The organism is Streptomyces sp. NRRL F-5755 (assembly GCF_001279365.1).
In the GTDB taxonomy this organism is placed as follows: domain Bacteria; phylum Actinomycetota; class Actinomycetes; order Streptomycetales; family Streptomycetaceae; genus Streptomyces; species Streptomyces rimosus.
This window is the reverse complement of the sequence record NZ_LGCW01000255.1, coordinates 19,820-45,221: the sequence shown is the minus strand read 5'-3', so window position 1 is coordinate 45,221 and position 25,402 is coordinate 19,820. Positions and strand designations below refer to the sequence as shown.

General features: G+C 73.0%; 24 protein-coding genes. 10 read left to right on the top strand and 14 right to left on the bottom strand.

Annotated features, from left to right (window positions below; genetic code table 11):
* Window positions 1-220: 220 nt before the first annotated feature.
* The 3 genes from ADK86_RS20060 (at window position 221) to ADK86_RS20050 (ending at window position 4,302) form a co-directional block, all read left to right on the top strand.
* Window positions 221-3,163 carry an AfsR/SARP family transcriptional regulator gene (locus tag ADK86_RS20060; protein WP_053697791.1) on the top strand — a complete coding sequence of 981 codons (2,943 nt, stop codon included), beginning with the start codon at window positions 221-223 and terminating at the stop codon, window positions 3,161-3,163.
* Between the two features lie 210 nt (window positions 3,164-3,373).
* Window positions 3,374-3,745 (top strand): hypothetical protein, encoded by a 372-nt coding sequence (locus ADK86_RS20055; protein ID WP_053697790.1) that lies wholly within the window; start codon window positions 3,374-3,376, stop codon window positions 3,743-3,745.
* A 332-nt stretch (window positions 3,746-4,077) separates the two neighbouring features.
* Window positions 4,078-4,302: a hypothetical protein gene (locus ADK86_RS20050; RefSeq protein ID WP_053697789.1), complete on the top strand. Its 225-nt coding sequence runs from the start codon at window positions 4,078-4,080 to the stop codon at window positions 4,300-4,302.
* A gap of 67 nt (window positions 4,303-4,369) precedes the next feature.
* Here the strand turns inward: ADK86_RS20050 and ADK86_RS20045 are convergent, their stop codons facing one another.
* Window positions 4,370-4,801, bottom strand: coding sequence for a pyridoxamine 5'-phosphate oxidase family protein (locus ADK86_RS20045; protein WP_053697788.1), 432 nt, complete (start codon window positions 4,799-4,801; stop codon window positions 4,370-4,372).
* Window positions 4,802-4,943: 142 nt separating this feature from the next.
* Between ADK86_RS20045 and ADK86_RS20040 the strand changes: the two genes are divergently transcribed.
* The gene (locus tag ADK86_RS20040) at window positions 4,944-6,518 is read left to right on the top strand and encodes a class I adenylate-forming enzyme family protein (protein WP_053697787.1); all 1,575 of its coding nucleotides are present in this window, start codon (window positions 4,944-4,946) and stop codon (window positions 6,516-6,518) included.
* A gap of 27 nt (window positions 6,519-6,545) precedes the next feature.
* Here the strand turns inward: ADK86_RS20040 and ADK86_RS43210 are convergent, their stop codons facing one another.
* The 3 genes from ADK86_RS43210 to ADK86_RS20030 form a co-directional block, all read right to left on the bottom strand.
* On the bottom strand, window positions 6,546-6,782 hold the full coding sequence (locus ADK86_RS43210; protein WP_078952130.1) for a hypothetical protein: 237 nt from the start codon (window positions 6,780-6,782) through the stop codon (window positions 6,546-6,548).
* A 114-nt stretch (window positions 6,783-6,896) separates the two neighbouring features.
* Complete coding sequence (locus ADK86_RS20035) at window positions 6,897-7,559, bottom strand: hypothetical protein (RefSeq protein ID WP_053697786.1); 663 nt, start codon at window positions 7,557-7,559, stop codon at window positions 6,897-6,899.
* Between the two features lie 124 nt (window positions 7,560-7,683).
* The gene (locus tag ADK86_RS20030) at window positions 7,684-9,360 is read right to left on the bottom strand and encodes a FadD3 family acyl-CoA ligase (RefSeq protein ID WP_053697785.1); all 1,677 of its coding nucleotides are present in this window, start codon (window positions 9,358-9,360) and stop codon (window positions 7,684-7,686) included.
* Window positions 9,361-9,501: 141 nt separating this feature from the next.
* Between ADK86_RS20030 and ADK86_RS20025 the strand changes: the two genes are divergently transcribed.
* Genes ADK86_RS20025 through ADK86_RS20015 form a run of 3 tightly spaced genes read left to right on the top strand, consistent with a single transcriptional unit; the run spans window position 9,502 to window position 11,981 of the window.
* Window positions 9,502-10,653 (top strand): lipid-transfer protein, encoded by a 1,152-nt coding sequence (locus ADK86_RS20025; protein WP_053697784.1) that lies wholly within the window; start codon window positions 9,502-9,504, stop codon window positions 10,651-10,653.
* Window positions 10,654-10,659: 6 nt separating this feature from the next.
* The gene (locus ADK86_RS20020; protein WP_234345942.1) at window positions 10,660-11,208 is read left to right on the top strand and encodes a Zn-ribbon domain-containing OB-fold protein; all 549 of its coding nucleotides are present in this window, start codon (window positions 10,660-10,662) and stop codon (window positions 11,206-11,208) included.
* A complete protein-coding gene (locus ADK86_RS20015) occupies window positions 11,205-11,981 on the top strand; it encodes an enoyl-CoA hydratase/isomerase family protein (protein WP_053697783.1) in 777 nt (258 codons plus the stop codon). Before ADK86_RS20020 ends, ADK86_RS20015 begins: the two co-directional genes overlap by 4 nt.
* Before the next feature lie 16 nt (window positions 11,982-11,997).
* Here the strand turns inward: ADK86_RS20015 and ADK86_RS20010 are convergent, their stop codons facing one another.
* Window positions 11,998-12,525: a hypothetical protein gene (locus ADK86_RS20010; RefSeq protein WP_053697782.1), complete on the bottom strand. Its 528-nt coding sequence runs from the start codon at window positions 12,523-12,525 to the stop codon at window positions 11,998-12,000.
* On the bottom strand, window positions 12,525-13,115 hold the full coding sequence (locus tag ADK86_RS20005; protein WP_106982329.1) for a hypothetical protein: 591 nt from the start codon (window positions 13,113-13,115) through the stop codon (window positions 12,525-12,527). The genes ADK86_RS20010 and ADK86_RS20005 overlap by 1 nt, the downstream gene beginning before the upstream one ends.
* Before the next feature lie 231 nt (window positions 13,116-13,346).
* Here ADK86_RS20005 and ADK86_RS44585 point away from each other — a divergent pair, with 231 nt between their 5' ends.
* Entirely contained in the window at window positions 13,347-14,141 is a 795-nt protein-coding gene (locus ADK86_RS44585; RefSeq protein ID WP_420718865.1) for a hypothetical protein, read from the top strand.
* A gap of 13 nt (window positions 14,142-14,154) precedes the next feature.
* Here the strand turns inward: ADK86_RS44585 and ADK86_RS19995 are convergent, their stop codons facing one another.
* Together ADK86_RS19995 and ADK86_RS19990 are read right to left on the bottom strand one after the other, a co-directional pair.
* Complete coding sequence (locus ADK86_RS19995) at window positions 14,155-16,776, bottom strand: PQQ-binding-like beta-propeller repeat protein (RefSeq protein ID WP_053697814.1); 2,622 nt, start codon at window positions 16,774-16,776, stop codon at window positions 14,155-14,157.
* Window positions 16,777-17,361: 585 nt separating this feature from the next.
* A complete protein-coding gene (locus tag ADK86_RS19990) occupies window positions 17,362-18,126 on the bottom strand; it encodes a VOC family protein (protein WP_053697780.1) in 765 nt (254 codons plus the stop codon).
* Window positions 18,127-18,472: 346 nt separating this feature from the next.
* Here ADK86_RS19990 and ADK86_RS19985 point away from each other — a divergent pair, with 346 nt between their 5' ends.
* A complete protein-coding gene (locus ADK86_RS19985) occupies window positions 18,473-19,120 on the top strand; it encodes a TetR family transcriptional regulator (protein WP_003983182.1) in 648 nt (215 codons plus the stop codon).
* Between the two features lie 220 nt (window positions 19,121-19,340).
* On the opposite strand, the gene ADK86_RS19980 is transcribed toward ADK86_RS19985, so the two are convergent.
* On the bottom strand, window positions 19,341-19,784 hold the full coding sequence (locus ADK86_RS19980; RefSeq protein WP_053697813.1) for a nitroreductase family deazaflavin-dependent oxidoreductase: 444 nt from the start codon (window positions 19,782-19,784) through the stop codon (window positions 19,341-19,343).
* A gap of 83 nt (window positions 19,785-19,867) precedes the next feature.
* Complete coding sequence (locus ADK86_RS19975) at window positions 19,868-21,103, bottom strand: acyl-CoA dehydrogenase family protein (RefSeq protein ID WP_053697779.1); 1,236 nt, start codon at window positions 21,101-21,103, stop codon at window positions 19,868-19,870.
* A gap of 123 nt (window positions 21,104-21,226) precedes the next feature.
* On the opposite strand from ADK86_RS19975, the gene ADK86_RS19970 reads away from it, so the two are divergent.
* Window positions 21,227-22,396, top strand: coding sequence for a thiolase C-terminal domain-containing protein (locus tag ADK86_RS19970; RefSeq protein WP_053697778.1), 1,170 nt, complete (start codon window positions 21,227-21,229; stop codon window positions 22,394-22,396).
* A 79-nt stretch (window positions 22,397-22,475) separates the two neighbouring features.
* Here ADK86_RS19970 and ADK86_RS19965 read toward each other — a convergent pair whose 3' ends face one another.
* From ADK86_RS19965 to ADK86_RS19950, 4 genes are all read right to left on the bottom strand, one after another.
* A complete protein-coding gene (locus tag ADK86_RS19965) occupies window positions 22,476-22,988 on the bottom strand; it encodes a hypothetical protein (RefSeq protein ID WP_053697777.1) in 513 nt (170 codons plus the stop codon).
* Window positions 22,989-23,138: 150 nt separating this feature from the next.
* The gene (locus ADK86_RS19960) at window positions 23,139-23,636 is read right to left on the bottom strand and encodes a VOC family protein (protein ID WP_030370786.1); all 498 of its coding nucleotides are present in this window, start codon (window positions 23,634-23,636) and stop codon (window positions 23,139-23,141) included.
* A 123-nt stretch (window positions 23,637-23,759) separates the two neighbouring features.
* A complete protein-coding gene (locus ADK86_RS19955) occupies window positions 23,760-24,455 on the bottom strand; it encodes a hypothetical protein (RefSeq protein WP_053697776.1) in 696 nt (231 codons plus the stop codon).
* A gap of 89 nt (window positions 24,456-24,544) precedes the next feature.
* Window positions 24,545-25,342: an alpha/beta fold hydrolase gene (locus ADK86_RS19950; RefSeq protein ID WP_053697775.1), complete on the bottom strand. Its 798-nt coding sequence runs from the start codon at window positions 25,340-25,342 to the stop codon at window positions 24,545-24,547.
* Window positions 25,343-25,402: the final 60 nt, after the last annotated feature.

Here is a 25,402-nt window from a genome sequence, read left to right as displayed (position 1 = left end):
ATCGCGCCCGCACACGGGCCGCGCACGGGCAGCTGCACGCGCATCCGCACGGGATTCCGCACCCGCCCACAGCCCGCCGTCCCACCCGCCGCACAGCCGAACACCAGCCCGAACGCCGGGCGTGGAGAGACCGTGCTGAGACTGGACCCCTACTGACGTAAGGGGCTACGACAAGGCAGACTGGCCGATGCGAACGAAGTGCACAGGGCAGGGGGACACCATGGACGACGGTCCGGGGCAGGGCCAGGAGCGGCTCCGCTTCACCGTGCTCGGTCCCGTACGGGCCTGGCGCGGCGCGACCCCACTGGCGGCCGGCTCCCCGCAGCAGCGCGCGCTCCTGGCCGCCCTGCTGCTGCGGGGCGGACGCACCGCCACCGCATCCGAACTCGTCGACGCCCTGTGGGGCGACGAACCGCCGCACGCCGCCCTCGCGGCGCTGCGCACCTACGCCTCACGCATCCGCAAGGCGCTGGGCGCCGACGCGGACACCCTGGTCAGCGAGTCCGGCGGCTATGCCATCCGGCCGGTCGACCACCAGCCGCTCGATCTGGACATGGACCACGCCGAGCAGTATGCGGCCGACGCCGAGAAGGCCAGGGCGGCCGGCGACCGCTGCCGGGCCCGCGACCTCCTGGACTCCGCGCTGGCGCTGTGGGACGGCGAACCGCTGGCCAACCTCGCCGGGCCGTACGCCGAGAACCAGCGCACCCGCCTGGTGGAGTGGCGCCTGTCCCTGATGGAGACGCGCCTGGAGCTGGATCTGGAACTGGGCTGCCACGCCGAGGCCGTCTCGGAGCTGACCGCGCTGACCGCCTCGCACCCGCTGCGCGAGCGGCTGCGAGAACTCCTCATGCTGGCGCTGTACCGCAGTGGCCGCCAGGCCGAGGCACTCGCCGTATACGCCGACACGCGCCGTCTGCTCGCCGATGAGCTGGGAGTGGACCCCTGCGCGTCGCTGTCCGACCTCCAGCAGCGCATCCTGCGCGCGGACACCGAGCTGGACGCGCCCGTCATGCCGCCCGAGGCGCGCGACCCGGCGGAGCCGGTGTTCGTGCGGCCACAGCAACTTCCGGCCACCGTCGCCGACTTCACCGGGCGCGCCGCCTTCGTCAGGGAGCTGAGCGAGCAGCTGGCCACCGCCGAGGGCAGTGTGATGGCCGTCTCGGCGCTCACCGGCATCGGCGGCGTCGGCAAGACCACCCTCGCCGTACACGTCGCGCACGCCGCCCACGCGCACTTCCCGGACGGCCAGCTGTACGTGGACCTCCAGGGCGCCGGGCACTCCCCGTCCGACCCGGAAGCGGTGCTGGGCGCGTTCCTGCGCGCGCTCGGCACGCCGGACGCCTCCATCCCGAACGGCGTCGAGGAGCGGGCCGCCCTGTACCGCTCGGCCCTGGCCGGGCGCCGGGTGCTCGCCCTCCTGGACAACGCCCGCGACGCCGCCCAGGTCCGCCCCCTGCTGCCCGGTACGGACGGCTGCGCGGCGCTGATCACCAGCCGGGTCCGGATGATAGACCTGGCCGGCGCCCACCTGGTCGATCTGGACGTGATGAGCCCTGACGAAGCGTTCACTCTCTTCACGCTCATCGTGGGCGAGGAGCGGGTGAACGCCGAGCGCGAGGCGTCCATGGACGTGGTCGGCGCCTGCGGCTTCCTGCCGCTGGCCATCCGCATCGCCGCTTCCCGGCTGGCCGCCCGGCGTACGTGGACCGTCTCCGTACTGGCCCGCAAGCTCGCCGACGAGCGCCGCAGGCTGGACGAGCTGCGCGCCGGCGACCTCGCCGTGAACTCCAGCTTCGAGCTGGGCTACAAGCAGCTGGAGCCCCGCCAGGCGCGGGCCTTCCGGCTGCTCGGGCTGGCCGACGGGCCGGACATCTCGCTCGCCGCCGCGGCCGCCCTGCTCGACATGGACACCGACTCCGCCGAGGCGCTCCTCGAATCGCTCGTGGACACCTCCCTCCTGGAGTCCGCGGCCCCCGGCCGCTACCGCTTCCACGACCTGGTGCGCCTGTACGCGCGCTCCTGCGCGGAGCGCGACGAGCAGCCTCCGGAGGAGCGCGAGGCGGCACTGTCCCGGCTGCTGGACTTCTACCTGGCCACCGCCACCCACATGTACGCGCTGGAGCGCCCCGGCGACCAGCTGTCCGGCCACACCGAGAAGCCGCGCTACCCCGGCCTGGTCTTCACCGACCGCCACGAGGCGCTGAGCTGGCTGTTCAGCGAGACCCGCTGCCTGATCGCCTGCGCGTTGCAGAACACCGGCGAGAAGGCGCTGCGGCGCGCCGTCGACCTGCTGGTCCTGACCCGGGACATGGCCGAGTCCGGCGCCAACAACAGCCAGTACGAGCAGGCCAACCTCACCCTGCTGGCCGCCGCGCGCCGGTCCGGCGACCAGCACGCGGAGGCCCGCGTCCACTGGGCGCTGACGCCCACGTACATCCAGTCCGGGCGGCTCACCGAGGCCGACGAGCACGCGAAGCTGGCCACCCTGCTGGGGCTGGCGACCGGTGACTCCTTCACGTCCGCCAACGGGCCGAACGAGCGCGGCATCATCGCCAGCATCCTGCACCGCCACGAGGAGGCGGAGGGCTACCTGAGCCAGGCCCTGCTCGCCTTCCGCGAGCAGAACAACAAGCAGTCCGAGGCCAGCGCGCTGTGCAACCTCTCGCGCCTGCACCTGGACACCGGGCGGGTCGACAGCGCCATCCACCTCGCCGAGCAGGGCTCCGCCTGCTACCGGGAGGCCGGCGCCTCCCGCCGGCTCGGCAACGGCATGTACGCGCTCGGTATGGCCCTGACCCGGGCCGGCAGACTGGACGAGGCCACCGCGCAGCTGACCGAGGCGCTCGCCATCTTCCGCGACAGCCGGCAGCGGTTCTGGGAGGGCATGACCTACCTGCGGCTCGCCGAGGTGGACCTCGCGGCCCGCCGTCCGGCCAGCGCGGCCAACTACGCCGAGCAGGCCCTGTCCGCCCTGCGGGGGATCGGCGGCGGGCGGTGGCGGGCCGATGCGCTCACCACCCTGGGGCACGCCCTGAACCAGCTCGGCCACACCGGCCGGGCGAAGGTCTGCTGGCAGGAGGTCATGTCCATCCACGAACAGATGGGCCTGCCCGTGGACGGTGAGGTACACAATCTCATCGCCCCTGTCGCGGTGGCATAAAACCGCCCCGGACCTCGGGCTTCAGGCGTTTATCGATCGTTCATCGCGAGGGGCCACTCTCTAATTACCGATCCGCCGCCTCGGGGGGCAAGCGGCTCGGTGACCAGGCCCCACCGTAAGGTGTCCGGCCCTGGTCCGCCCGTCCGGCGACCCACGGGGGAGTTGCCGGGCGGGTGGACCGATTGCGCCCACACAACGGAGTTGATCACCGTGAGCTCTCAGAATCAGGCTCGAAAGGACGACGACAAGGACATCGTCAAGCCGCTGGACAGCAACCGTCCGATCCAGCCGATGGACAGCAATCGTCCCATCCAGCCGATGGACAGTAATCGTCCCATCCAGCCGATGGACAGCAACCGGCCCATCCAGCCCATGGACAGCAACCGGCCGATTCAGCCGATGGACAGCAACCGGCCGATCCAGCCCATGGACAGCAACCGTCCCATCGTTCCCCAGGACAGCAACCGTCCGATCACCGACGGCCAGCTGATCACCGAGGACACCACCCGGCCCGCGCCGGGCACGGACGGCAACGTGGTCGTGATGGGTGACAGCAACCGCCCCATCGCCGACCCGAAGTAATGAGCGGCCCGTAGGGCGGGCCACGGGGGAAGCACCGGCCCGCCCTATGGGACAACACAAGGCCCACTGCGGGCCGGGCAGTCCGGGGGATCGGGGGATCCAGGGGGGGACTGCCGGGCCCGGGGATCGGGGGATCCGGGGGGATCCGGGGGATCGCGGGGGCCGGTTTCGATGGCATCGAGGGGGGAGCCATCGAAGCCGGTCCCCGCGGCATACCCGAGGACAGGCGAAATCTCCCCATTTCTATGGCTATTTTCGGCCGGGGGGATCGAACACACGCATCACCTGCCACTAGCGTCACATGCAAGCGTTGTCCCCACAGAGGAGTCGGAATGAGCCGTACCCAGCGCACCGTCGTCACGCTCGCCTTCACCGCCGCCCTCGCCGGTGCCGCGGCGGCGCCCGCCCTGGCCGACAAGCACACCCCGATCGGCGCCTCCGCCGCCGTCGCCATGGACGGCAACCGCCCGGTGGCCGGCAACAACGCGGTGGCCATGGACGGCAACCGTCCGGTGCCCGGCGACCAGGTGGCGCCCCTGGACGCCAACCGCCCGTAACGGCGTCGGCAGTTCACCTGCGCAGGGGGCCGGACGGAACCGGCCCCCTGCGGTGCCGTACGGCCGGTTACTCGCCCGGCCCCATGTCCGCCGACAGCCAGCGGCTCGGCCGCATCCGGATGGTCACCTCCGGCCCGAACGTCGGCGCCACGTCCCTGAGATACGCGGCCGCCGCCTCCGGAGCGAGATAGCGCCCGACCATCGCGCGCAGCTCCTCGTCCGTCGTCGGCCCGGTCGAGACCACCTCACCCTCCACCGACACATAGCGGACCCTCGGGGTGACCTGGTCCGCCATCAGCGAGAACCGTCCCGCCGCCGCGATCAGCCGCGCCTTGCGCGAGTCCCGCTCGGTGATGATCCACAGCTCCCCGCCCGGCTCGTACGCGTACCAGATGGGCACGGTCAACGGGGCGCGGCCCGCCTCGCCCGAGTCCACCGACAGCGCTCCGATGTGCGGCCCGGCCAGGAACTTCTCGCGTTCTTCCGTGGTCAACGGCATGACGTCCGCTCGCTTTCCCGTAGGGATGTGTACACCCGTACCCAACTCCTCGGCCGGTACGAATGTTCCTCGCCGCTGCGCTACCTGACGGCCCGTCATCTTTTCTGCTAACCTCGCGCCCCCGCCCCCAAGGAGGCGCGACGTGTTCGAACCCGATCGTGTGCGCTCGCTCTGGGAACTGATGGAATACCGGGCCGAGGCGTCCCGGCGGGCGCCGATGTTCTTCGACGAGAGCACCCGGGGCTCCGGCCGGGCCCTGACCTTCGGCCGGGTACGCGACCGGGCCCTGCGGCTGGCGGCCGGATTCCGCGGGCTCGGGATCGGCGCCGGTACGCGTGTGATGTGGCAGTTGCCCACCTGGCCCCTGACCGTGGCGGTGTCGCTCGCGCTGGCCCGGCTCGGCGCCGTACAGATACCGGTGCTGCATCTGCACCGGGAGCGCGAAGTGGGCTTCGCGCTGCGGCAGTCGGCGGCGGAGTACGCGATCGTGCCGGGCGAGTGGCGCGGCCACGACTACGCGGGCACGGTGCGGAAGGTGGCGGGCGGCGGCGTCCGCGTGCTCTCCGTCGCGGACGGACTGCCGGAGGCCGAACCCGGCGGCGTGCTCCCGGAGTTCGTACGGCCCGGCCGCGCCACCCCGACGTGGATCTACTACACCTCGGGCACCACGGCCGAGCCCAAGGGCGTCGAGCACACCGACGCCTCGCTCATCGCGGGCGGTGTCGGACTGGCCACCGCGCTGGGCGCGACGGACGCGGACATCGGCTCGATGGCGTTCCCGTACGCGCACATCGCGGGCCCGGACTATGTGATCGCGATGCTGCTCGGCGGCTTCCCCGCGGTGGTGCTGGACACCTTCGACCCGGCGGCGGCGACCGCGGCGTACCGGCGGCACGGGGTGACGATGGCCGGCGGGAGCACGGCCTTCTACCAGGCGTTCCTCGACGAGGCGCGGCGGCGCAACGGGCTCGGCGGACCTGCGTCGGCGGGCCGGCTGATCCCCTCCCTGCGGCTGCTCTCCGGGGGCGGGGCGCCGCTGCCGCCCGACCTGTACCACGCGGCGGTGCGCGAGCTGGGGTGCGCGGTGGTGCACGGATACGGGATGACGGAGTGCCCGATGATCGCGATGGGCACGCCGTACGACACCGGCGAACAGCTCGCCCACACCGTGGGCAAGCCGGTGACCGGCGCCCGGATACGGATCGCCCGCGCGGACGGCTCGGAGGCGGCGACCGGCGAGGCGGGCGAGGTCACGGTACGCGGCCCGATGGTCTGCCGCGGCTACACCGACCCGGCGCTGACGGCCGCGGCCTTCGACGCGGACGGCTGGTTCCGCACCGGCGACCTGGGCCTGCTGCGCGCGGACGGGCATCTCGTGCTGACCGGGCGGCTGAAGGACATCATCATCCGCAAGGGCGAGAACATCTCCGCGCTGGAGGTGGAAGAGCTGGTCCGTACGCATCCGGCGGTGACCGACGCCGCCGTGATCGGGCTGCCGGACCGCGAGCGCGGCGAACGGGTCTGCGCGGTGGTGACCCTCGCCGGGACAGCCGAAGCAACGCTGACGCTCCCGGCACTCACCGCTCATCTGCGCCGCTCCGGCCTGATGCCCCAGAAGCTGCCGGAGCAGCTGGAGGTCCTGCCCGAACTCCCGCGGGGCGGCCCGCTGAACAAGGTGCTCAAGACGGCGCTGCGGGAGCGGTACGGCGGGGCCTGACCGGCGGCGATCGCCGCGGCCCGGTGGTCAGGAGAGCGGGCCGGGCTGCGGTGTGGGCTCGGGGGCCGCGTCCGGGTCCGACGGCCGGGGAATCGGGTCCGGGGCCATCGGGTCGCTGGGGCCGGGAGGCGGCGGGCCCGGGTCGGGTCCCGGCGGATAGGGCGGGCCCGGTTCGGGGCCCGGACGGGGCTCGGGACCGGGCGGGTCCGGCGGCTCGGGCACGGGCCCGCCGGGCTCGGGACCGTTGGGATACGGACTGGTCATGCCACCCACACCTCCCACGACAGGGTGATTGCCAGGCAATCACGCGGGGCCGGGAGACCACGAGGTGAGCGGGGCCATTCAGGTAGGCGCGGGCTGCCTGCCGGGCCCCGGTGATCACGGGTGGTAGCGCTCCACGACCTGCGTGGCGATGCCCTTCCTGACCGTGACGCGGACCTTGACCGTGTTCATCTTGGCGGCCTTTTCAAGGTCGTCCGTGGTGCATGCGGTGGTGCCGTAGCTGCCCTTGTCGATGGTGACCCGGCCGTCAGGGCCGCCGCAGATGGTGGTCGCCCCGAGGATTTTGGTGTCGGTGGCGACGAAGAACGCCTGCTCCATGCCGGACTCGGGGGCCACGGTGTACTTGCCCGGGGCGAGGTACTTGAGCGTGCCGTTCAGGGTGACGTTGCCGCCCTTGCGGCCCGTGGCCGTACCACTGCCGGAGCCGGTGGAGCCCCAGCCACCCGATGTGCCGGAACCCCGGTGTCCCGAGCCGCTGCCTCCGGTGGACCCGCCCGGACCCTGCGAGCCCGAGGAGCCCGCACCCGTGGCTCCGGTGTCGCCTCCGGCGGAGCCCGCGCCGCCGGAGGAGCCGGACGAGCCGGTCGAGCCGTCGGGCGAGCTGTTCCCGGGGGCTTCGCTCGCGGCGCTCTTGGCCGGCTTCGGATCGTCGCCGCCCGGGGCGTTGCACGCGGTGAGCGAGAACGCCGCGATGGCCACGACCGAGGCGGCGGCGATCCGGCGGGCCCGGCGGAAGGCGGTGGTGGAGATGCTGGACATGCGGGTCCCCCAAGGGTGGTGCGGCGTGTTCGTTGGTACGTACACCAAGGTGCCGGGCACCGCTAACGGGCGGCTAACACGTCGTTAACCAGCCGCTGCCCCTGCCCGGGCCGGGGTTTCCCCGTTACGGCGCGGCCGGTGCGCCGCCCCGCAACTCGCCCTTGACGATCTTCCCGCTCGCGTTGCGCGGCAGCGCCGGGACGAACGCGACCTCCCTGGGCACCTTGTAGTTGGCCATCTCCCGCCGCGCCCACGCGATCAGCTCGTCCGCCGTCAGCGCGGACCGCGGGCGGCGGACCGCGTACGCCTTGCCGACCTCGCCCAGCCGCGCGTCGGGGATGCCGACGACGGCGACCTCGGCCACGTCCGGGTGGCGGGCGAGCAGGTGCTCGATCTCGGCGGGGTAGGCGTTGAAGCCGCCGACGATGAACATGTCCTTGAGGCGGTCGGTGATGCGGAGATTGCCGTCGCCGTCCAGGACGCCGACGTCGCCCGTGCGCAGCCAGCCGTCCTCCGTGAGGACCTCCGCGGTGGCCTGCGGGTCCTCGAAGTAGCCGGTCATCACGTGGTAGCCGCGGACCAGCACCTCCCCCGCCGTGCCGGGCGGCACGGCCCGTCCTGCGGTGTCCACGACGCGTATCTCCGTGTCCGGTACGGCCCGTCCGGAGGTGGCCGCGACGACCTCGGGCGGGTCGCCGCGGCGGCACATCGTGACGATGCCGGAGCTTTCCGAGAGGCCGTAGGCGGTCAGTACGGTCGCGACGCCCAGCTCGGACCGGAGCCGTTCGACCAGGGTGAGCGGGACGACGGCCGCGCCGGTGACGACCAGCCGCAGCGAGCCGAGGTCGTAGCGGGCGCGCTTGGGGTCGTCCAGGAGCTGCTGGTGGAGGGCGGGCGGGCCGGGGAGGACGGTGACGCGTTCGGCGGCGATGTTGGCCAGCGCCGTGGAGACGCCGAACACCGGCTGGGGGATCATCGTCGCCCCGCGCAGCAGGCAGGCGAGGATGCCGGCCTTGTAGCCGAAGGTGTGGAAGAACGGGTTGACGATCAGGTAGCGGTCGCCGGGGGCCAGTCCGGCGAGGGCGCTCCAGACGCCGTAGGCGCGCAGGGTCTGGGCATGGGTGATCACCGCGCCTTTGGGGCGTCCTGTGGTGCCCGAGGTGAAGACGATGTCCGAGGGGTCGTCGGGGCGTATCGCGTCGGCCCGGGACCGTACGGCCGCCGTGGTCACCGCCTCGCCCGCCGCGAGGAAGTCCTGCCAGGCGAGGAAGCCGGCGGGGGCGTCGCCGGAGAGGACGACGGCCCGTTCGAGGTGGGGCAGGCCGGGGAGCGGGCCGTCGCCGGTGCCCTCGCCGGCCGCGCGGCGCAGCGAGGCGACGTACGACGTGCCGAGGAACGTGCCGGTGACGAACAGCAGCCGGGCGCGGGTGCGGCGCAGGACGTGGGCCGTCTCGGCGCCCTTGAAGCGGGTGTTGACCGGGACCAGGACGGCGCCCGCGGTGACGGCGCCGAGCGCGGCGGTGATCCAGTCGCCGGTGTTGGGCGCCCACACGGCCACCCGGTCGCCGGGCTCGACACCGGCGGCGAGGCACGCCGCGGCGGCCCGCTCGACCCGCTCCCCCAGCTGCGTGTACGTCAGGCGGGTGCGCCCCTCGGCGACGGCCTCGGCCGGGCCGTACCGCTCGGCGGCGGCGCGCACCAGGCGCGGGACGGTGCCGTACTCCAGGTCGGCGCGGGGGTCGGCATCGGGCTCGCGCCTACCGGCGCGCGGGCCGGGCTCGGACGGGTCGGCACGCCGCATCGCACAACCTCCCGCGGAAGCGCTGGCCGGAGCGAGTAGCTGACTACCCGTCAGGTTAGCGGTAGCCTCCTCGGCTGTCAGCACGGATGTCAGCGCCGGCCGCACGGGGCTCCGGACGGGCGGCCGACCACGGAGGTGACGATGGGGGCGACCCTGAAGGACGCGGCGGTGATAGCCGGGATCGGCCGGACGGCGTTCGCAAGAAGGCTGCCCGAGCCGGAACGCACGCTGGCCTGCCGGGCGATCACCGCCGCCCTGGACGACGCCGGGATCGCCCCGTCCGAGGTGGACGCCTTCGCCTCCTACACCATGGAGGAGACCGACGAGGTCGAGGTGGCCAAGGCCATCGGGGCCGGGGACGTCACGTTCTTCGCCAAGGCCGGTTACGGCGGCGGCGGTTCGTGCGCGACCGTGGCCCACTTGGCGGCGGCCATCGCCACCGGGCAGGCGAGCGTCGGTGTCGCCTGGCGCTCGCGCAAGCGCGGTTCCGGGCCCCGCCCGTGGCGGAACACCGCTGTCCAACTGCCCACTCCCGCCCAATGGACCCGTCCTTTCGGTCTGCTGCGGCCCGTCGACGAGATCGGCATCCTCGCCCGGCGCTATATGCACGAATACGGCGCCACCCGCGACCACTTCTTCAACGTCGCCCTCGCCTGCCGCAACCGCGCCAACCAGAACCCCGCCGCGATCATGTACGAGCGCCCGCTGACCCGCGAGATGTACATGACCGCCCGCTGGATCAGCGAGCCGCTGTGCCTCTTCGACAATTGCCTGGAGACCGACGGCGCGCTGGCGTGCGTGGTCGTCGCCGCCGAGCGCGCCCGTGACCTGCGCCAACGCCCCGTGTATGTGCACTCGGCCGCGCAGGGTCTGCCCGCCCAGCACCACGGCATGGTCAACTACTGGACCGACGACCCGCTCACCGGACCGGCCTGGACCGCCGCCCGGCAGCTGTGGAAACAGGCCGACTTCGGCCCCGAGGACGTCGATGTCGCGCAGATCTACGACGCGTTCACCCCGCTGATCCCGCTCTCCCTGGAGGGCTACGGCTTCTGCGGGCGCGGCGAGGGCGCGGCCTTCACCGAGGGCGGCGCCCTGGAGATCGGCGGCCGGCTGCCGCTGAACACCGCGGGCGGCGGGCTGAGCGAGGCGTACATCCACGGCTTCAACCTCATCACCGAAGGCGTGCGGCAACTGCGCGGCACCAGCACCGCCCAGGTCCCGGACGCCGCCACCTGCCTGGTCACGGCCGGGGAAGGGGTGCCCACTTCCGCCCTGCTGCTGAGGAGTTGAGTTTCCATGTCCACCAGCATGAAGGGGACCACTGACAACGCCCCCGAACCGCGCCCGGCTCCCGAAGCACGTCCGTCCCCCGAGCCGCGCCCGTCCCCCGACCCTCAGCCGCCCGACGATGCCGCCCTGCTCCTCCCCGTCCCCGACGACGACGGCGCCCCCTTCTGGGAGTACGCCGCCCGTGGCGAACTCCGCGTCCAGTGCTGCGCCGCCTGCGGCGAACTCCGCTTCCCGCCCCGCCCCTGCTGCCCGCACTGCCAGTCCTTCGACGACCGCTGGCAGCGGATGTCCGGACGCGGCCGCATCTGGTCGTACGTCCTGCCGCACCCGCCGCTGCTGCCCGCCTACGCCGCGCAGGCCCCGTACAACGTCGTCGTGGTGGAGCTGGCCGACGCCCCGCGCATCCGCCTGGTCGGCAACCTGGTCGCGGCCCCGGACGCGGCGCTGGACTCGGTCGATCCGGCGCGTATCCGCATCGGTGCCCCGGTCAAGGTGGCGTTCCACGAGCAGGCACCGGGCGTGACCGTGCCGCGCTGGCTGCTGGAGCGGCCGTGACGGCGCCTTCCGTACGCGTGGAGACGGGGCCGGACGGCGTCGCTCTGGTCACGCTCGACCGGCCCGAGCGGCACAACGCCATCGACCTGGAGACGGCCGAACGGCTCGCTTCCGTATGGCGCGGGTTCCGCTGCGACGACGATGTGCGCGCCGTCGTCCTGACCGGCGCCGGGGGCGCGGCTTTCTGCACCGGTATCGACCGCACCGTACAGGTCCCGCAGCCGTCCTCCCCGTACTCGCTCGACGACCCCCTGCTCACCATCGGGCCGAAGGCGAACGACCTGTGGAAGCCGGTCGTCGCGGCCGTCGAGGGGATGGCCTGCGGCGGGGCGTTCTATCTGCTGGGCGAGTGCGAGTTCCTGGTCGCCTCAGAGGAGGCCACGTTCTTCGACCCGCACACGTCCTACGGGATGGTCAGCGCGTACGAGTCGGTGTTCCTGGCGCAGCGCATGCCGTACGGCGAGGCCGCGCGGCTGGCCCTGATGGGCACGGCGGAACGGCTCGGCGCCCGCCGTGCCTACGACACGGGCCTGGTCTCGGAACTGGCGCCGCCGGGCGGCGCGGTGGCCGCGGCCCGGCGCGCCGCCGCGGTGCTGGCCGCGCAGCCGACCGGTGCGGTGCAGGGCACCGTACGGGCGCTGTGGGCGTCGCGGGAGGCCGTGCGGGCGCAGGCGCTGGCCCACGCCCCGCAGTTGATCGCGCTGGGCAACCTGCCGCCGGAGCGGCAGGCCGGCCTCTTCGCGTCCCGTTCCCGGGACTTCAGGGTCCGCTGAGGGGCCCGCTGCCCCCTCACAGCTCCGACTTGCGTGCCCTGCGGATCTCGCAGGTGTACCACATCTGATGTGTCGAGGTGTTGGTGTAGTAGTAGGTCGCCGTGTACGTCTCGGTCTGCCCAGGGCGGACGATGATGCTGCGCTGGTGCAGCCCGAGCGCCGTGCCGTCGGCGGGCCGGTCCCTCATCCAGTTGACCGCCATCTCGTACTTGAAGGTCTTGGTGAGCGACGGGTTGGTCACCGAGACCGAGTATTCGAGACGGCGGGCCGACGTGTCGTAGCGGCAGTTGTTGCCGCGCGCGTCCGTGCGGCCGTCCGGGTCGTAGGTCTCCTCCGGCGTGGGCGACGGGGAGTACGAGTACGACGGCGAGTACGAGTCGTACGGCGACGGCGAGGCGCTGTAGCCGCTGGGCATCGGCGGCGGGGGCAGCCTGCGGTGGCCGCCGGGCAGCAGCGCACCGCAGCCGGCCACCCCGAGCCCGGTGGCGGCCACCATCCCGGCCGCGACGGCGGCCCGGCCGACGCGTCGTCCCTGGGCCGTCATCAGGAGAGCGGGGTGCGCTGGACGTCGGTGACCGAGCAGCGGTACGTGCCGCTGACGGCGGCGTCGCGGGGCACGTACTGGATCACGTCGGTCGAGTCGGTGCGGCCCGGCATGACGTACGGGATGCTCGGGTGGCGGGTGCCGAGGTCCTTGCCGCCGGGCGCGGTGAACTTCACCGTCAGCATGTAGGTGTACTTGGTGGTGGACGAGCTGTTGGTGGCGCTGACCGTGGTCTTCAGACTGCCGGCGCCGTTGTACTGGCACCCGTTGATCTTGATGTCGCCCATGGCGCTGCGGCTGCTGCCGCCACCGGAGGTGTAGCCCGAGGTGCTGCCGCTGGACGTGCTGCCGCTCGTGGAACTGCCGCTGGTGCTCGTACCGCCGTCGTAGCCGCCGCTCGTGCTGCCGCTGCTGGTGCTGCTGCCGGTACTGGCCTCGTAACCGCCGCTGGTGCTGCCGCTCGTACTGCTGCCGCCGCTGGAGCTGCTGTGGCTGCTGCCGCAGCCGCCTCCGTGCGAGTGCCGGGCGCCGGTCAGCGCGACCACCACCACCCCGGCCGCGGCGACCATGCGGACATGACGGAACTTCATGATGTTGTGCCCCCGTTGACCCCGTTGGAAGTACCGCGCCGCACGCGCGGCGCACCCTCGTCCTTATGTGTTCTTGACGAGTGCACGGCAGACTAGCAACCTCCTTGCATTACCCAAAATCTCTTCCTGACCAGGTAAAACGCGCACCCCTGGCGCGCGCGTGCAGTCGGGCGTAGCGTCGTTTACAGAGGGAAACGGGACGAATCAGCGACCGGAGAGGCGACGCCTGTGGTGCGCAACGTACTCGGATCCGTGCTGGCCCTCATCGGAGCGGCGGCCGCCGTCTGGAGCCCCTTCCGTGCCTGGTACGACGGCCGTCACGGACGTGAGATCCGTATCGAGGACCTGTTCCAGGGCATCAGTGCCGAGAAGGCCGAGCTGTTCGGCTCGGTCCTGCTGCCGATGCTCTTCGCCGCCGTGGTGACCCTGTTCGGCATCCTGCTGCGCTCCCGCGCACTCGTCTTCGTGGCGGGCGTGGTGGTACTCGGCTTCACGATCCTGTGGATGGTCCGCCAGGGCCAGGCCGCGGGCAGCCTGACGGTCGGCGAGAGCGAGAACCAGGGCCTGGGCATCGGCGTGGCGAGCGCCCTCGGCGGCGGTGCGCTGCTGTGGCTGGCGGCGCTGGTGATGAGCGGGCGCCGGGGCGTGCGCGCCCGGCGCCGTGAGGCGGGGTTCGACGACCGCTACGGCGATCCGCAGCCGTATCCGGCCCCCGGCCCCGAGTGGGAGCCCGGCCCCATCCGGGCGGGCGACACCCCTCCGCAGGGCGTGCCCGCGTACGGTGCGCCGCCGCCCTCGACGCCCCATCACCAGCCGCCCGTACGGTGGCCGGGCGCGGGCCACCCGCCGCCGGAGGCCGGTCAGCAGGCCGCGGACGAGCAGCCCACCCGGGCGGCCCGGATGCCACCCGCCTCGGACGACCCGGGACAGCCGCCGCCCCGTCCCGACGCGCCGCCCCGGTCCCACGAGACGCGCCCCGACGACGAGACGCGCCCCATCAAGCCCGTCGAACGGGACGACATCTGAGAGCGGCGGACCGTCAGGACCGCCGCGCCAGCCCCGTCCCCTTCGCCGCGTCCAGCGCGTACACGCAACGGTCCTTGCTGCACGCGTAGACCACGCCCCCGGAGGCCACCGGCGTGCCGGTGATCTCGCCGCCGGTGGCGAGCTTCCAGCGCAGCTGGCCGCCCATCGCGTCGAGGGTGTACAGGCAGTGGTCGGCGGAGCCGAAGTGCACCCGGCCGTCCGCCACGACGGGCGCGCCGATCACCTCGCCGCCCGCCTGGAAGCGCCAGCGCGGCGTGCCCGTGACGGCGTCGAGCGTGTAGAGCGCCTTGCCGCTGCCCAGGTGCACGGCGCCGTCCGCGACCAGCACCGGTTCGGTGGACTGCCGCGCCTCGGTGGCGATGCGCCAGCGGTCCCGGCCGTCGGCCGCGTCCAGGGCGTAGACCGTGCCGAGGTAGTCGGCCAGGTAGATGCCGCCGCCGGTGACCGCGGGGCCCGGCGCGTACGCGGGCGAGCTGAGGAACGCGGCGGGTGCCTCGAAGTGCCAGCGCACCTCGCCGCGCGCGATGTCGATGGCCAGGACACGGGTGCCCGCGGTGACGTACACCGCGCCGTCCGGGGCGGGCAGCAGCCGTACGGGGACGCCGCCGCAGGAGACCGAGTCGCCCACCGGGTACGACCAGCGCTCGGCGCCGGTACGGGCCTCCAGGGCCTTCAGCCGCCCGTCGGCCCAGACGAAGACCGTGCCCTCGTGCACGACCGGGCCCAGGTCGGCGGTCTCGAAGTCGGTCTGTACGCCGCCGGCCTCCCACAGCCGCTCGCCGGTGGCCGCCTCCCACGCCTGTACGCCGCCGCCGCGGGTGCCGGTGACGACCGTCCCCCGGTCGGCGGTGAGCGCGTAGATCCAGCCCTCGCTGCCCAGCCGCCAGCGCTCGGTGCCGTCGGCCGCGTCGAGCGCGTACAGGCTGGGGCCGTCCGAGGCGTGGATACGGCCGTCCGCGACGGACATGGTCCAGGCGACGTCGCGGGTCTTGAACTGTCGCCGTCCGCTGGCCACGTCGAGGGCGTGCACCTCGAAGGAGGTCACGTACAGCAGGTCGCCCGCGACCGTCGGGGTGCCCCACACGTCGTTGGACATGCGAAAACGCCATGGCCGCCAGCGGGCCGGTGCCGCGCCGCCGGAAGCCGCCGGGGCCTGCCCGGGGGCGTGCGCCGCCGCGGCGCCCTGCTGCGGAAGGACGGCGGCCGGGTCGGCTTCGTGTCCGCCGGCGGCGGGGGCCGGGGCGCCGGCGGGCGGCCGGACCCAGTCGGTGGCGGGCGCCTGGGCGTGCGGCTGCGGCTCCCGGCTGTCCCCCGCGCGGGGGCCGGGGCCTATCGGCGCCGAGGTGCCGGCGAGGCGTACGGAACCGTCCGGCACCTCGGCGTCCGGCAGCCGCGACGGTACGGGCGGGGCGGCGGAGACCTGCGGGGCCGGGGAGACGGGCGGGGCGGCTGCCACCGGCCCGGCGGGCGCGGACTGCGGCAGCTGCGCGGCGCCGCGCGGATCGGCGCCCCGGCGCGCGCCGGGACCGACGCCCGCGCCACCGGCCCAGCCCGGCTCGGCCGCGGCCATCGCGCCGCCCGCCTGCGCAGCGGCGGCGGCCGGGGCGTTGCGCGGGCGCGGCGGAGCCGGCTGGGCGGGCGGGGGCGACTGCGGTACGGGCTGGCGCGCGACGCGGCCCTGCCCCGAGCCGCCGCGGCCCGCGGACGCCGGTGCGGCCTGCCGCCCGCCGCGCCGCCCCTCGATGAGCGCGACCGCGCCGGCCGGCAGCCAGGCGGAGGCCGTACCGCTGTCGTCGCTGCCGGAGCCGAACAGATGCGGCGCGAGCTGGGACTGCAGGTCGGCGGGGGTGGGACGCCCGGCCGCCTCCATCTGCATGCAGGACTCGATCAGCGGCCGCAGCTCGTCCGGCAGCCCGGCCAGGTCCGGGCCCTCGCGCAGCAGCATGAAGACCGTCTCGACCGGGTTGGCGCCGTGGAAGGGGGCGTGTCCGGTGGCGGCGAAGACCAGGGTGGAGCCGAGTGAGAAGACGTCGCTGGCGCCGGTGACGCTGCGGGAGTCGCGGGCCTGCTCGGGCGACATGTACGCGGGGGTGCCGACGGCCACGTTCGTCATGGTCAGGCGGGTGTTGGAGACGCCGCTGGCGATACCGAAGTCGATGACGCGCGGGCCGTCCTCGACGACCAGCACGTTGGACGGCTTCAGGTCCCGGTGGACCAGGCCCGCGCCGTGGATGGACTGCAGCGCCTCGGCGATGCCGGCCGCGAGCCAGCGCACCGCCTGGGCCGGCAGCGGCCCGCACTCATTGACTATTTCCTCCAGGGAGGGCGCGGGCACGTACGCGGTCGCCAGCCACGGCACCGCGGCGCGCGGGTCCGCGTCCACCACCGCCGCGGTGTAGAAGCCGCTGACCGCGCGGGCCGCCTCGACCTCGCGTGTGAAGCGGACCCGGAACAGCTGGTCCTCGGCGAGTTCCGTCCGCACCGTCTTGATCGCGACGCGCCGCCCGGACGCCGAGCGCGCGAGGTAGACCAGCCCCATGCCGCCGGCCCCGAGACGGCCGAGCACCTCGAACGGGCCGATCCGCCGGGGATCGTGCTGCGTCAGCTGTGTCAGCTGCTCCACCACTTGCCTGCCACCTCCCCGTGGGGCGTAAAAGAGACTCTCAAAAGCCAGTGGCCGCCGAGAGCCACTGCCCCGTGCAGCGTCTCACCGCCTGGCCGATTCGGCCGTACGCGTGCTGATTCTTCCTGGCCGGGCCCACGGTTGCGAACCCGGGGCCGCTCCCGTCGTGTCCCGGCGGGCTCCTGCGCTGCGCGGCGCCGTCGTCACATGTCGTGACGAGGTACCCCGTACCGGCGCCCCCGCGCAGCGGCTCCGGCGCCCGCAAAGCCCTCGGACCCGGCCCGATCGGGCACCGGCGCGGCGCGTCGCGGCGCCGCTGTCACACCGGCCGCGCGCCGGCGGCTATGTCCGGCGCCGCCGTCCGGCCCCCCGAAGGGAGCCGTCCGCCGAGCCCGCTGTCCGTGTCCCTGCCGGTCATGCCGTCCCGTCCCCGTGTGCGTCCCGCGCGGCGCCCGCACGGGTCCAGCGGTCCCGCACGTGCCCGCTGCCGGGCCGCGCCGTCCGCGGCCCGACAGCGGGAGCCGGTACCGGCCCGGAGATGCTGTGCGGGGTGCCCGTGCAGCACGGGCCGGTTGTCTATTTAGGGGACAGGACGCCGAACGCGGCTCCTTGGTTGTCCGTGAGCACCGCGAAGGGCCCGCCTGGAGTAGTGATCGGCTCCGCGGTGACCCTGCCGCCCAGGCGGGTGGCGGTCCGTACGGTGTCGTCCATCGCGGCGGCCAGGAAGCAGACGGTGAAGTGCGGCGGCATCTCGGCCGGGACGCTGTCGTCCATGAGGGTCCGGCCGCCGATCTCCGTTTTCTGCCCGGCGAGCCGCCAGGGGCGAAAACGCTCGTCGGACGCCGGGCTGCCGGCCACGGTCTCGAAGCCGAGGACGGCGCCGTAGAAGGCGTCGGCCGTCTTCGGGTCGCGGGTGTTCAGGCCCGTCCAGACGTACGCGCCGGGCTCGCCCGTCACCTCGAAGCCCGGGTGGGTGCCCGCCTGCCAGACGCTGAAGACCGCGCCCGTGGGGTCGGTGGCGACGAGCATGGTGCCCAAGTCGTCGACGGGCACGGCCTCCGAGACGATCCGGCCGCCCGCCTCCAGGATTCTGGCGCTGGTCCTGGCGGCGTCCGGGGTCGCGAAGTAGATGTTCCACGCGGTGGGCAGCCGGCCGTCCGGCTTGGGCATCAGGCCGGCGGCGGCCCTGCCGTCCCGGTACGCCTGGGTGTAGCCGCCGTGCTCGGCGGAGCCCGCGGAGAACGTCCAGCCGAACAGTTCGCCGTAGAATCGCTTGCCCGCTTCCAGGTCGGGCAGCATGACGTCCGCCCAGCAGGGCGCGCCCGCCGCGAATGCAGTCATGGGAACAAAGTAGCCCTGGATCAAGCAGCGCGCCCGGACAGTAATCGAACATTTTGTCAATTCTCTGCGATCACGCTCATTACCGGACAATTCTCGGCGTCCGACAATGGACCGTCCCGCGATCGCCGTGCGGCATCCGGAACCCCGTCCACCGGCGCGCACACGTTGTCCACAGCCTGTTGATAAGACAATTCACTTGTTCGGGCCAAGCCGCCCCCGGCCCCGCCGCGGACCTCCGGTGATGCCGTACGCCCGGGATCGGCCGGTACCGATACGGCCGAACTCCCGCATCCCCATTTGCAGGCAGCCAAATCGCGCTCCGATCACCCCTCGGTAAGCTGACGGCATGACAGGACAAGTACGAACCGTCGACGGCAGAGTCGCCGGGCGCCGCGGACAGGCGACCCGGCAGAAGCTGCTCGACTGCCTCAGCGACATGCTCAGTTCGTCCCCGTACAGAGACGTCAAGGTCATCGATGTGGCCCGCAAAGCGGGCACTTCGCCCGCGACGTTCTACCAGTACTTCCCCGATGTCGAGGGCGCGGTGCTGGAAATCGCCGAGGAGATGGCCAAGGAGGGCGCGAGCCTGACCGATCTGGTGGCCGGACGCTCCTGGGTGGGCAAATCCGGCCGTCAGGCGGCCGAGGAACTCGTCGAGGGATTCCTCTCCTTCTGGCGGCAGAACGACGCGATCCTGCGCGTCGTCGACCTCGGTGCCGCCGAGGGCGACAAGCGGTTCTACAAGATCCGCATGAAGATCCTCAATGCCGTCACCAACTCCCTTACGGATTCCATCAAGGAACTCCAGTCCAAGGGCAAGGTCGACAAGGACGTCAGCGCGGCCGCGATGGCCGGATCGATCGTCGCCATGCTGGCCGCGGTCGCCGCCCATCAGAAGGGTTTCACGAGCTGGGGCGTCAAACAGCAGGAACTGAAGCCGAACCTGGCCCTGCTGGTCCATCTCGGTGTCACCGGGAAGAAGCCCACGAAATAGCCCGGCCGGTCCGGACCCGTCCGATCCGGCCCGGGCGACATTCCGGGAATTCGCACAATCCCGGGAGTCCCGGATATCTCGGGAATCCCGGTCGACTCGGGGAATTCACGGAATCCGGCTCACGGAACACTTCGCTACGTTCGCGCTCGTCCTGCCATGGCTGTCCGGTACAGCGGGTGTTGACCGCCCTCCCGGGGCGGCCGGCACCCGCTGTACGCGTTCACGACCGCACCTCCAGCCGGAAGATCCGGATCTCCCGCGTGACGCGCGCCTGGTACGCGGCGTACGGCGGCCACAACTCCAGCACCGCCGCCCACGCCCGCGCCCGCTCCTCCCCGGCCAGCAGCCGCGCCCGTACGGGAATGTCCCGGCCCCGCCAACTGATCCCGGCCGCCGGGTTCTTCAGCAGATTGGCCGTCCAGGCCGGGTGCCCCGTACGGCCGAAGTTGCTGCCGATCAGCAGCCAGGTGCCGGACTCCTCCGGGAAGCAGGCCAGTGGCGTACGCCGTGGCAGTCCCGTCCGGGCGCCGGTCACCGTCAGGACCGCCCCCGGCAGCATCCGCGCGCTCGGCAGCACCTTGCCGCCGGTGAGCCGGTGCACCGTACGGTCGAGCGCGGGCACAACGGACGGCGCCACCCGCGCGAACGCCCGCGTCGCCGACATCTTCTGCACCAGCCGCCTGCCGAGTCCCCGCACCCTGTCGGCTCCTCTCGCCTCTGCGGACACCGTTCCCCGCCCGGCCGCCCTCACGCCGGAACCGCCGCCCGCCCGCCGGCGCCGAAGAGGCCCGCGGACTCGGCGGCGTGCGCCCGCAGCCGGTGCACGGGCCCCAGCAGCAGTTCGTCGCAGGCCGCGCGCTTGAAGGCGAGGTGGGCGTCGTGTTCCCAGGTGAAGCCGATGCCGCCGTGCAGCTGGATGGCCTCTCCGGCGACCGCGCGCAGCGTCTCCAGCGCGTGCGCGAGCGCGAGGCCGGGGGCGCCGGGCTCGGCGTCCTGCGCCGGTGCGCCCACCGCCCACGCCGCGTAGTAGGCGGCGGACCGGGCCGCCTGCACCCGTACGTACAGGTCCGCCAGCCGGTGCTGCACGGCCTGGAACGACGCGATGGGCCGCCCGAACTGCTCCCGGGCTTTGACGTACTCGACGGTCCGCCCGAGCGCCGCGTCCGCCGCCCCGACCGCCTCGGCCGCCAGCGCAGCCGCCGCACCGGCCCCGACCCGCGCCAGTGCAGCCCCGACGGTCCCCGCTCCCTCTTCCGTCCCCAGCAACTCCCCCCTCACGTCGCGCAGTTGGACACGCGCCAGCGGCCGGGTCTCGTCCATCGCCGTCTGCCGGGTCCGTACGAGGCCGGGTGCGTCACCGGGCACGACGAAGAACAGCGTGCGGCTGCGCGCGTAACCACCCGCGTGCGCGGCCACCAGGAGCACACCCGCACTGTGCCCGCCCACCACCTGCACGGCCTCCCCGTACAGCCGCCACTCCCCCGCCGCGCCACCCGGCTCCGGCGCGCACCTCCGCGCCTGGATGCCACCGGCCCGGCCCCCGCCCGCCCAGTCCCCGTCGTTGCGGCCGGTCAGTGCGAGCGCGGTGGCCAGCCGGCCGCCCGGTACGGCGAGCGCGCCGGTCAGCTCGCCCGCCGCGAAAGCGGGCAGCAGCTTCGCCCGCTGCGGCTCCGTGCCCAGCGCCAGCACGAGCGGCGCGACGAGGACGGTGGTGGGCAGCAGCGGCGAGGGCAGCAGCACCCGCCCGGTCTCCTCGCAGGCCAGGGCCAGTTCGGTGGGCCCGCAGCCGACTCCGCCGTACGCGGTGGGCAGGGCCAGCCCCGGCAGTCCGAGCTGCTGCGCGAGCTGCCGCCACAGGGCCGGGTCGTAGCCCTCGGCAGTACGGGCGGCGGCCTTGGCCTCGTCGGGGCCGCAGCGCTTTTGCAGCAGTTCCCGCAGCGTACGGCGGATCTCGTGCTGCTCCTCGGTGAACGCGGTATCCATCGGCGGGCTCCTCCCGGCCGTCACCACCCGCAACTGACGAGCCGTCATGTTAGGTACGCCCAGCGCAAATGCACAGCCCTACACGCCTGCCGTCGCCGTCAGACCTGATGTACCGTCAGGTCCATGCCGTCAGGGACACCAGTCGCCATAGCCGGTATCGCCCTCTCCGACTGCGGGCGCGTGGACGACGCCACCCCGTATGCCTTGCACGCCCAGGCCGCCCGCCGCGCGCTGGCCGACGCCGGACTGGACCGCTCACTGGTCGACGGCTTCGCCTCGGCCGGACTCGGCACGCTCGCGCCCGTGGAAGTGGCCGAATACCTGGGGCTGCGCCCCACCTGGGTGGACTCCACCTCGGTGGGCGGCGCCACCTGGGAGGTGATGGCCGCACACGCCGCCGACGCGATCGCGGCCGGACAGGCGCGCGCGGTGCTCCTGGTGTACGGGTCCACAGCGCGCGCGGACCTCAAGGCCCGCCGCCGTACCGCCAACCTCTCCTTCGGGGCCCGGGGCCCGCTCCAGTACGAAGTGCCGTACGGCCACACGCTCGTTTCCAAGTACGCGATGGCCGCCCGCCGCCACATGCACCAGTACGGCACCACCCTGGAACAGCTGGCAGAGATCGCCGTCCAGGCGCGGACGAACGCGGCCGCCAACCCCGACGCCATGTACCGCACGCCCATCACGGTCGACGAGGTCCTGTCCGGCCCGGTGATCGCCGACCCCTTCACCAAGCTGCACTGCTGCATCCGCTCCGACGGCGGCTGCGCGGTCCTGCTCGTCGCCGGGGAGTACGTACGCGACCTGTCCAAACCCCCGGTCTGGGTGCTGGGCACGGGCACCGCCGTCTCGCACGCCGCGATGTCCGAGTGGGACGACTTCACCGTCTCCCCCGCCGCCGTCTCCGGCCGCCTCGCCTTCGAACGGGCCGGGGTGCGCCCCGCGGAGATCGACGTGGCCGAGATCTACGACGCCTTCACCTACATGCCCCTCGTGACCCTGGAAGACCTCGGCTTCTGTGCGAAGGGCGAGGGCGGCCCGTTCGTCACGAAGGGACGGCTGCTGCGGGACGGCGACCTGCCCGTCAACACGGACGGCGGCGGCCTCTCCGCCTGCCACCCCGGCATGCGCGGCCTGTTCCTCCTGGTCGAGGCGGTACGCCAGCTACGCGGCGAAGCGGGCCCGGACCGCCAGGTACGCCGCGCGCACGGCCGCCTGCCGGAACTGGCCGTGGCGTCGGGGACCGGGGGATGGTTCTGCTCTTCGGGGACGGTGGTGTTGGGGCGGGGGTAGGGGCGCCCCGCAACCGCAGGAGATGCCCCTCAGCGGACTCAGCGATGGGCGGGCCCGGAACCGACGTGGCGAAGGCCGGCTACTTCTGCACCGGCGGGCAGTAGCCGGTCTTCTCGCCGATGGAGTTGATCACGGCGTTGGAGCGCGGGTCGCCCGCGTAGTCGATCTGGTTCGTGCAGCTCTTGCCGGCTTCCTTGGGGGTGCCGGACGGCGCGGTACGGTCCTTCGAGCCCGGCTTCGGCTTCTGCGGGGCCGGGCAGTGGCCGGTGTCCGCGCCGATGGAGTTGATCTCGGCGTTGGACCGCGGGTCGCCCGCGTAGTCGATCTGGTTCGTGCACCGTTCGCCGGACTTCTTCGGGGCACCCGGCGTGCCCGGCGTACCCGGCTTGCCCGCCGAGGTGCCCTGCCCCGCCCCCTGCGGCTTCTTGGCCGTGGCTTCGGAGGACTGCTGACCGCCCGCGACGGCCGAGGTGGACGGCGCGGACTTCACGCCGGTGCCGTCCTGGCACGCGGTGAGGCCGAACGCGGCGGCGGCGATCACCAGGGCGGCGGCGGCCTTGCGGGCGTGGCGGAGGGTGGTGCGCTGCGTCATGGTCTTCCCCGTTCTCCGAGTGGTGCTTCCACGGTTCCGGGCCGGGTTCCCGGCTCGTGGGAACGAGGTTGCCGCCCGCCGCTGACGCTCCGCCGCCGTACGGCTAACGCCCCGCTAACACGCGGCGGGCGGCGGACGGCCGGTGGCTGCTCAGCCGCGTCCGGAGGCGCTGCCCGGGAAGAAGTCGGCGCCCTGGACGTACTCCATCGCCTTGGTGAACTCCGGGTCGCCGAGGCGCCGTTCCATCTCCTCGGGGCTCACGTCCTCCACGCGCTCCTGGATCCAGTACAGGTTGCCCAGCGGATCGCGCACCCGCCCGATCCGGTCGCCGAAGAACAGATGGGTGACCTCGGTGACCGAGGTGCCGCCGGCCGCGAGGGCCTGCCGGTGCACGGCCTCGGCGTCCTCCACGTAGAGGCGCAGGAAGCCGGGGGTCGGCGGCCACTCGGGCCGCGCGTCGAACATCATCACCACCGAGTCGCCGATCCGCACCTCCGCGTGCTCGATGACCCCGTCCTTGCCGGCCAGGCAGGCCAGTTCCTCGGCGCCGAACGCCCGCTTCATGAAGTCGATCAGCTGCACCGTGTCGCGGGAGATGATCCACGGCGTCACGGTGTGGTAGCCGTGCGGAACGGGCTTGACGGACATCTGGGTCCTCCTGGAGTGCGTGTGCCTCAGCGTCAGTGATGACACTAGAGGGGCAGTAGGACAGTTTCTGTCCTACTGGAGCCTCTTCCTGCCGTCCGCGGAGACCGGACCCGCCCGCTCCGCTTACCCGAGCGGAAGCGTGTACTCCACCGCGCGTTCGGACGTCGGGCTGAAGCCCAGCCTCTGGAGCGCGGCGTGCAGCTCTTCGTCGTCGGGCGACGCGTTGACCTCGGCGGAGCGCAGGCCGGGGTGGTCCGTGTCGAGGGCGTGCAGCGCGCCCGCGGTGACGGCCGTGAGCGCGTCGGCGGTGCTGTCGGCCTCGCGGTTGTGGACGAGGCGGGCGCGGGTGTCGGTCAGTTCGACGTCGTACCAGGCTTCGTCCGTGCCGATACGGAACGCCACCTCCTCGCGCCCCTCCTCGACAGGGAGCCGCCGTAGCGCCGCGTCCCCCACGGGAACGCCGGCCGGCAGGTCGCGCCGCCACCAGCGGTAGACCTCGCCGCTCTCCATGGCGCCCAGTTCCACCGCGGCCTTGCCGGGGCTCGTCTCCTCCTCCGCGATCCACCGCAGCGCCGTGCCGCCCGCCTGCCGCACCGCGTCCGCCGCCTCCCGCAGCAGCGGCACCAGCAGCTCGTCCTCCGCGCAGTCGAGTACGGCGACGAAGCGCAGCGCGGCGTCGGACGCGCCCAGGTCCAGCAACGCGACGGAGCCTTCGACGACCCCTTGCGGACGTGCGGCGAAGACGGCGACGGTGCCTTCGCCGCACCACAGCTCACCGGCGCGAGACGGGTCGGTTATGCATTCAACGAAGTTTGCCATTTCTTTACCCTATGGAGAAATGCCCGCGCTTGTCCACTATGGGGCCATACGAAGGGCCCCTCCGGTCCGCCGGTTACGGGGTCACGGGATTACGGAAGGGTGCCGAGGAATTCCCGTACGGCCGCGGCCACCCCGTCCGGGTCCTCGGTGAGGATGAAGTGTCCGGCGTCCAGTTCCACCCGGCGGGTATGCGGCCGGCGTTCGGTCATTTCCCGTGCCAGTTCCGGGGAGACCAGGAAACTCCTGCGTCCGTGGACGAGCAGGGCCGGGCAGTCGCTCCCCAGCCAGGCCGCCCAGTGATCTCCCCGTACGGCAAGGTCGGACGCGACGACGTCCTCCGGGACGAACGGCAACCGCCAGTTGCCGTCCGGCTGTTGCCGCAGCCAGTTCCCGGCGATCGGGGCCGCCTCGCCGAGCCCGTCGAGCAGCGCCTCCCTGGTCGGCGCCTGCCGCGGCCAGTCGAGGCAGAAGGAGATGCCGCTCGGGCCGGTGTCCGTGATGACGACCGGATCGTCCACGTTGATCAGGGCCCGCACCCGGTCGGGGTGCCGGGCGGCCAGGTGGTACGCGTTCTTGCCGCCCATGGAGTGGCCGAGCACGACGGCGGACGGCAGGCCGAGGTGGTCGAGCAGGGCCACGGCGTCGGCGACATAGCCCTCACGGGAGTAATCCGGGGTGCGGTCGGACTCGCCGTTGCCGCGCTGGTCGGGCGCGATCACCCGCCATTCCGGGCCGAGTTCGGCGGCGAGCGCGGCGAATTCGCGGCCTTCGGAGAAATGCCCGTGCAGGGCGAGAAGGGGTTTTCCGGTGGCGGGTCCGAAGTCGAGATAGGAGAGGCGGCGGCCGGTCAGGAGCAGTTGGTCACGTGCGTATCGCTGACTTTCCATGCCCCCCGACGGTACGGGTGGGATCACCCCACCGTACGCTTAAGGACGTTTTCAGACATT

What these genes read in the sequence shown, in the direction of transcription:
- ADK86_RS20060 (WP_053697791.1), top strand. Translation starts at nt 221, where the DNA reads ATGGACGACGGTCCGGGGCAGGGCCAGGAGCGGCTCCGCTTCACCGTG.
- ADK86_RS20050 (WP_053697789.1), top strand. Translation starts at nt 4,078, where the DNA reads ATGAGCCGTACCCAGCGCACCGTCGTCACGCTCGCCTTCACCGCCGCC.
- ADK86_RS20045 (WP_053697788.1), bottom strand. Translation starts at nt 4,801, where the DNA reads ATGCCGTTGACCACGGAAGAACGCGAGAAGTTCCTGGCCGGGCCGCAC.
- ADK86_RS43210 (WP_078952130.1), bottom strand. Translation starts at nt 6,782, where the DNA reads ATGACCAGTCCGTATCCCAACGGTCCCGAGCCCGGCGGGCCCGTGCCC.
- ADK86_RS20035 (WP_053697786.1), bottom strand. Translation starts at nt 7,559, where the DNA reads ATGTCCAGCATCTCCACCACCGCCTTCCGCCGGGCCCGCCGGATCGCC.
- ADK86_RS20030 (WP_053697785.1), bottom strand. Translation starts at nt 9,360, where the DNA reads ATGCGGCGTGCCGACCCGTCCGAGCCCGGCCCGCGCGCCGGTAGGCGC.
- ADK86_RS20025 (WP_053697784.1), top strand. Translation starts at nt 9,502, where the DNA reads ATGGGGGCGACCCTGAAGGACGCGGCGGTGATAGCCGGGATCGGCCGG.
- ADK86_RS20020 (WP_234345942.1), top strand. Translation starts at nt 10,660, where the DNA reads ATGTCCACCAGCATGAAGGGGACCACTGACAACGCCCCCGAACCGCGC.
- ADK86_RS20010 (WP_053697782.1), bottom strand. Translation starts at nt 12,525, where the DNA reads ATGACGGCCCAGGGACGACGCGTCGGCCGGGCCGCCGTCGCGGCCGGG.
- ADK86_RS20005 (WP_106982329.1), bottom strand. Translation starts at nt 13,115, where the DNA reads ATGAAGTTCCGTCATGTCCGCATGGTCGCCGCGGCCGGGGTGGTGGTG.
- ADK86_RS19990 (WP_053697780.1), bottom strand. Translation starts at nt 18,126, where the DNA reads ATGACTGCATTCGCGGCGGGCGCGCCCTGCTGGGCGGACGTCATGCTG.
- ADK86_RS19985 (WP_003983182.1), top strand. Translation starts at nt 18,473, where the DNA reads ATGACAGGACAAGTACGAACCGTCGACGGCAGAGTCGCCGGGCGCCGC.
- ADK86_RS19980 (WP_053697813.1), bottom strand. Translation starts at nt 19,784, where the DNA reads ATGTCGGCGACGCGGGCGTTCGCGCGGGTGGCGCCGTCCGTTGTGCCC.
- ADK86_RS19975 (WP_053697779.1), bottom strand. Translation starts at nt 21,103, where the DNA reads ATGGATACCGCGTTCACCGAGGAGCAGCACGAGATCCGCCGTACGCTG.
- ADK86_RS19970 (WP_053697778.1), top strand. Translation starts at nt 21,227, where the DNA reads ATGCCGTCAGGGACACCAGTCGCCATAGCCGGTATCGCCCTCTCCGAC.
- ADK86_RS19965 (WP_053697777.1), bottom strand. Translation starts at nt 22,988, where the DNA reads ATGACGCAGCGCACCACCCTCCGCCACGCCCGCAAGGCCGCCGCCGCC.
- ADK86_RS19960 (WP_030370786.1), bottom strand. Translation starts at nt 23,636, where the DNA reads ATGTCCGTCAAGCCCGTTCCGCACGGCTACCACACCGTGACGCCGTGG.
- ADK86_RS19955 (WP_053697776.1), bottom strand. Translation starts at nt 24,455, where the DNA reads ATGGCAAACTTCGTTGAATGCATAACCGACCCGTCTCGCGCCGGTGAG.
- ADK86_RS19950 (WP_053697775.1), bottom strand. Translation starts at nt 25,342, where the DNA reads ATGGAAAGTCAGCGATACGCACGTGACCAACTGCTCCTGACCGGCCGC.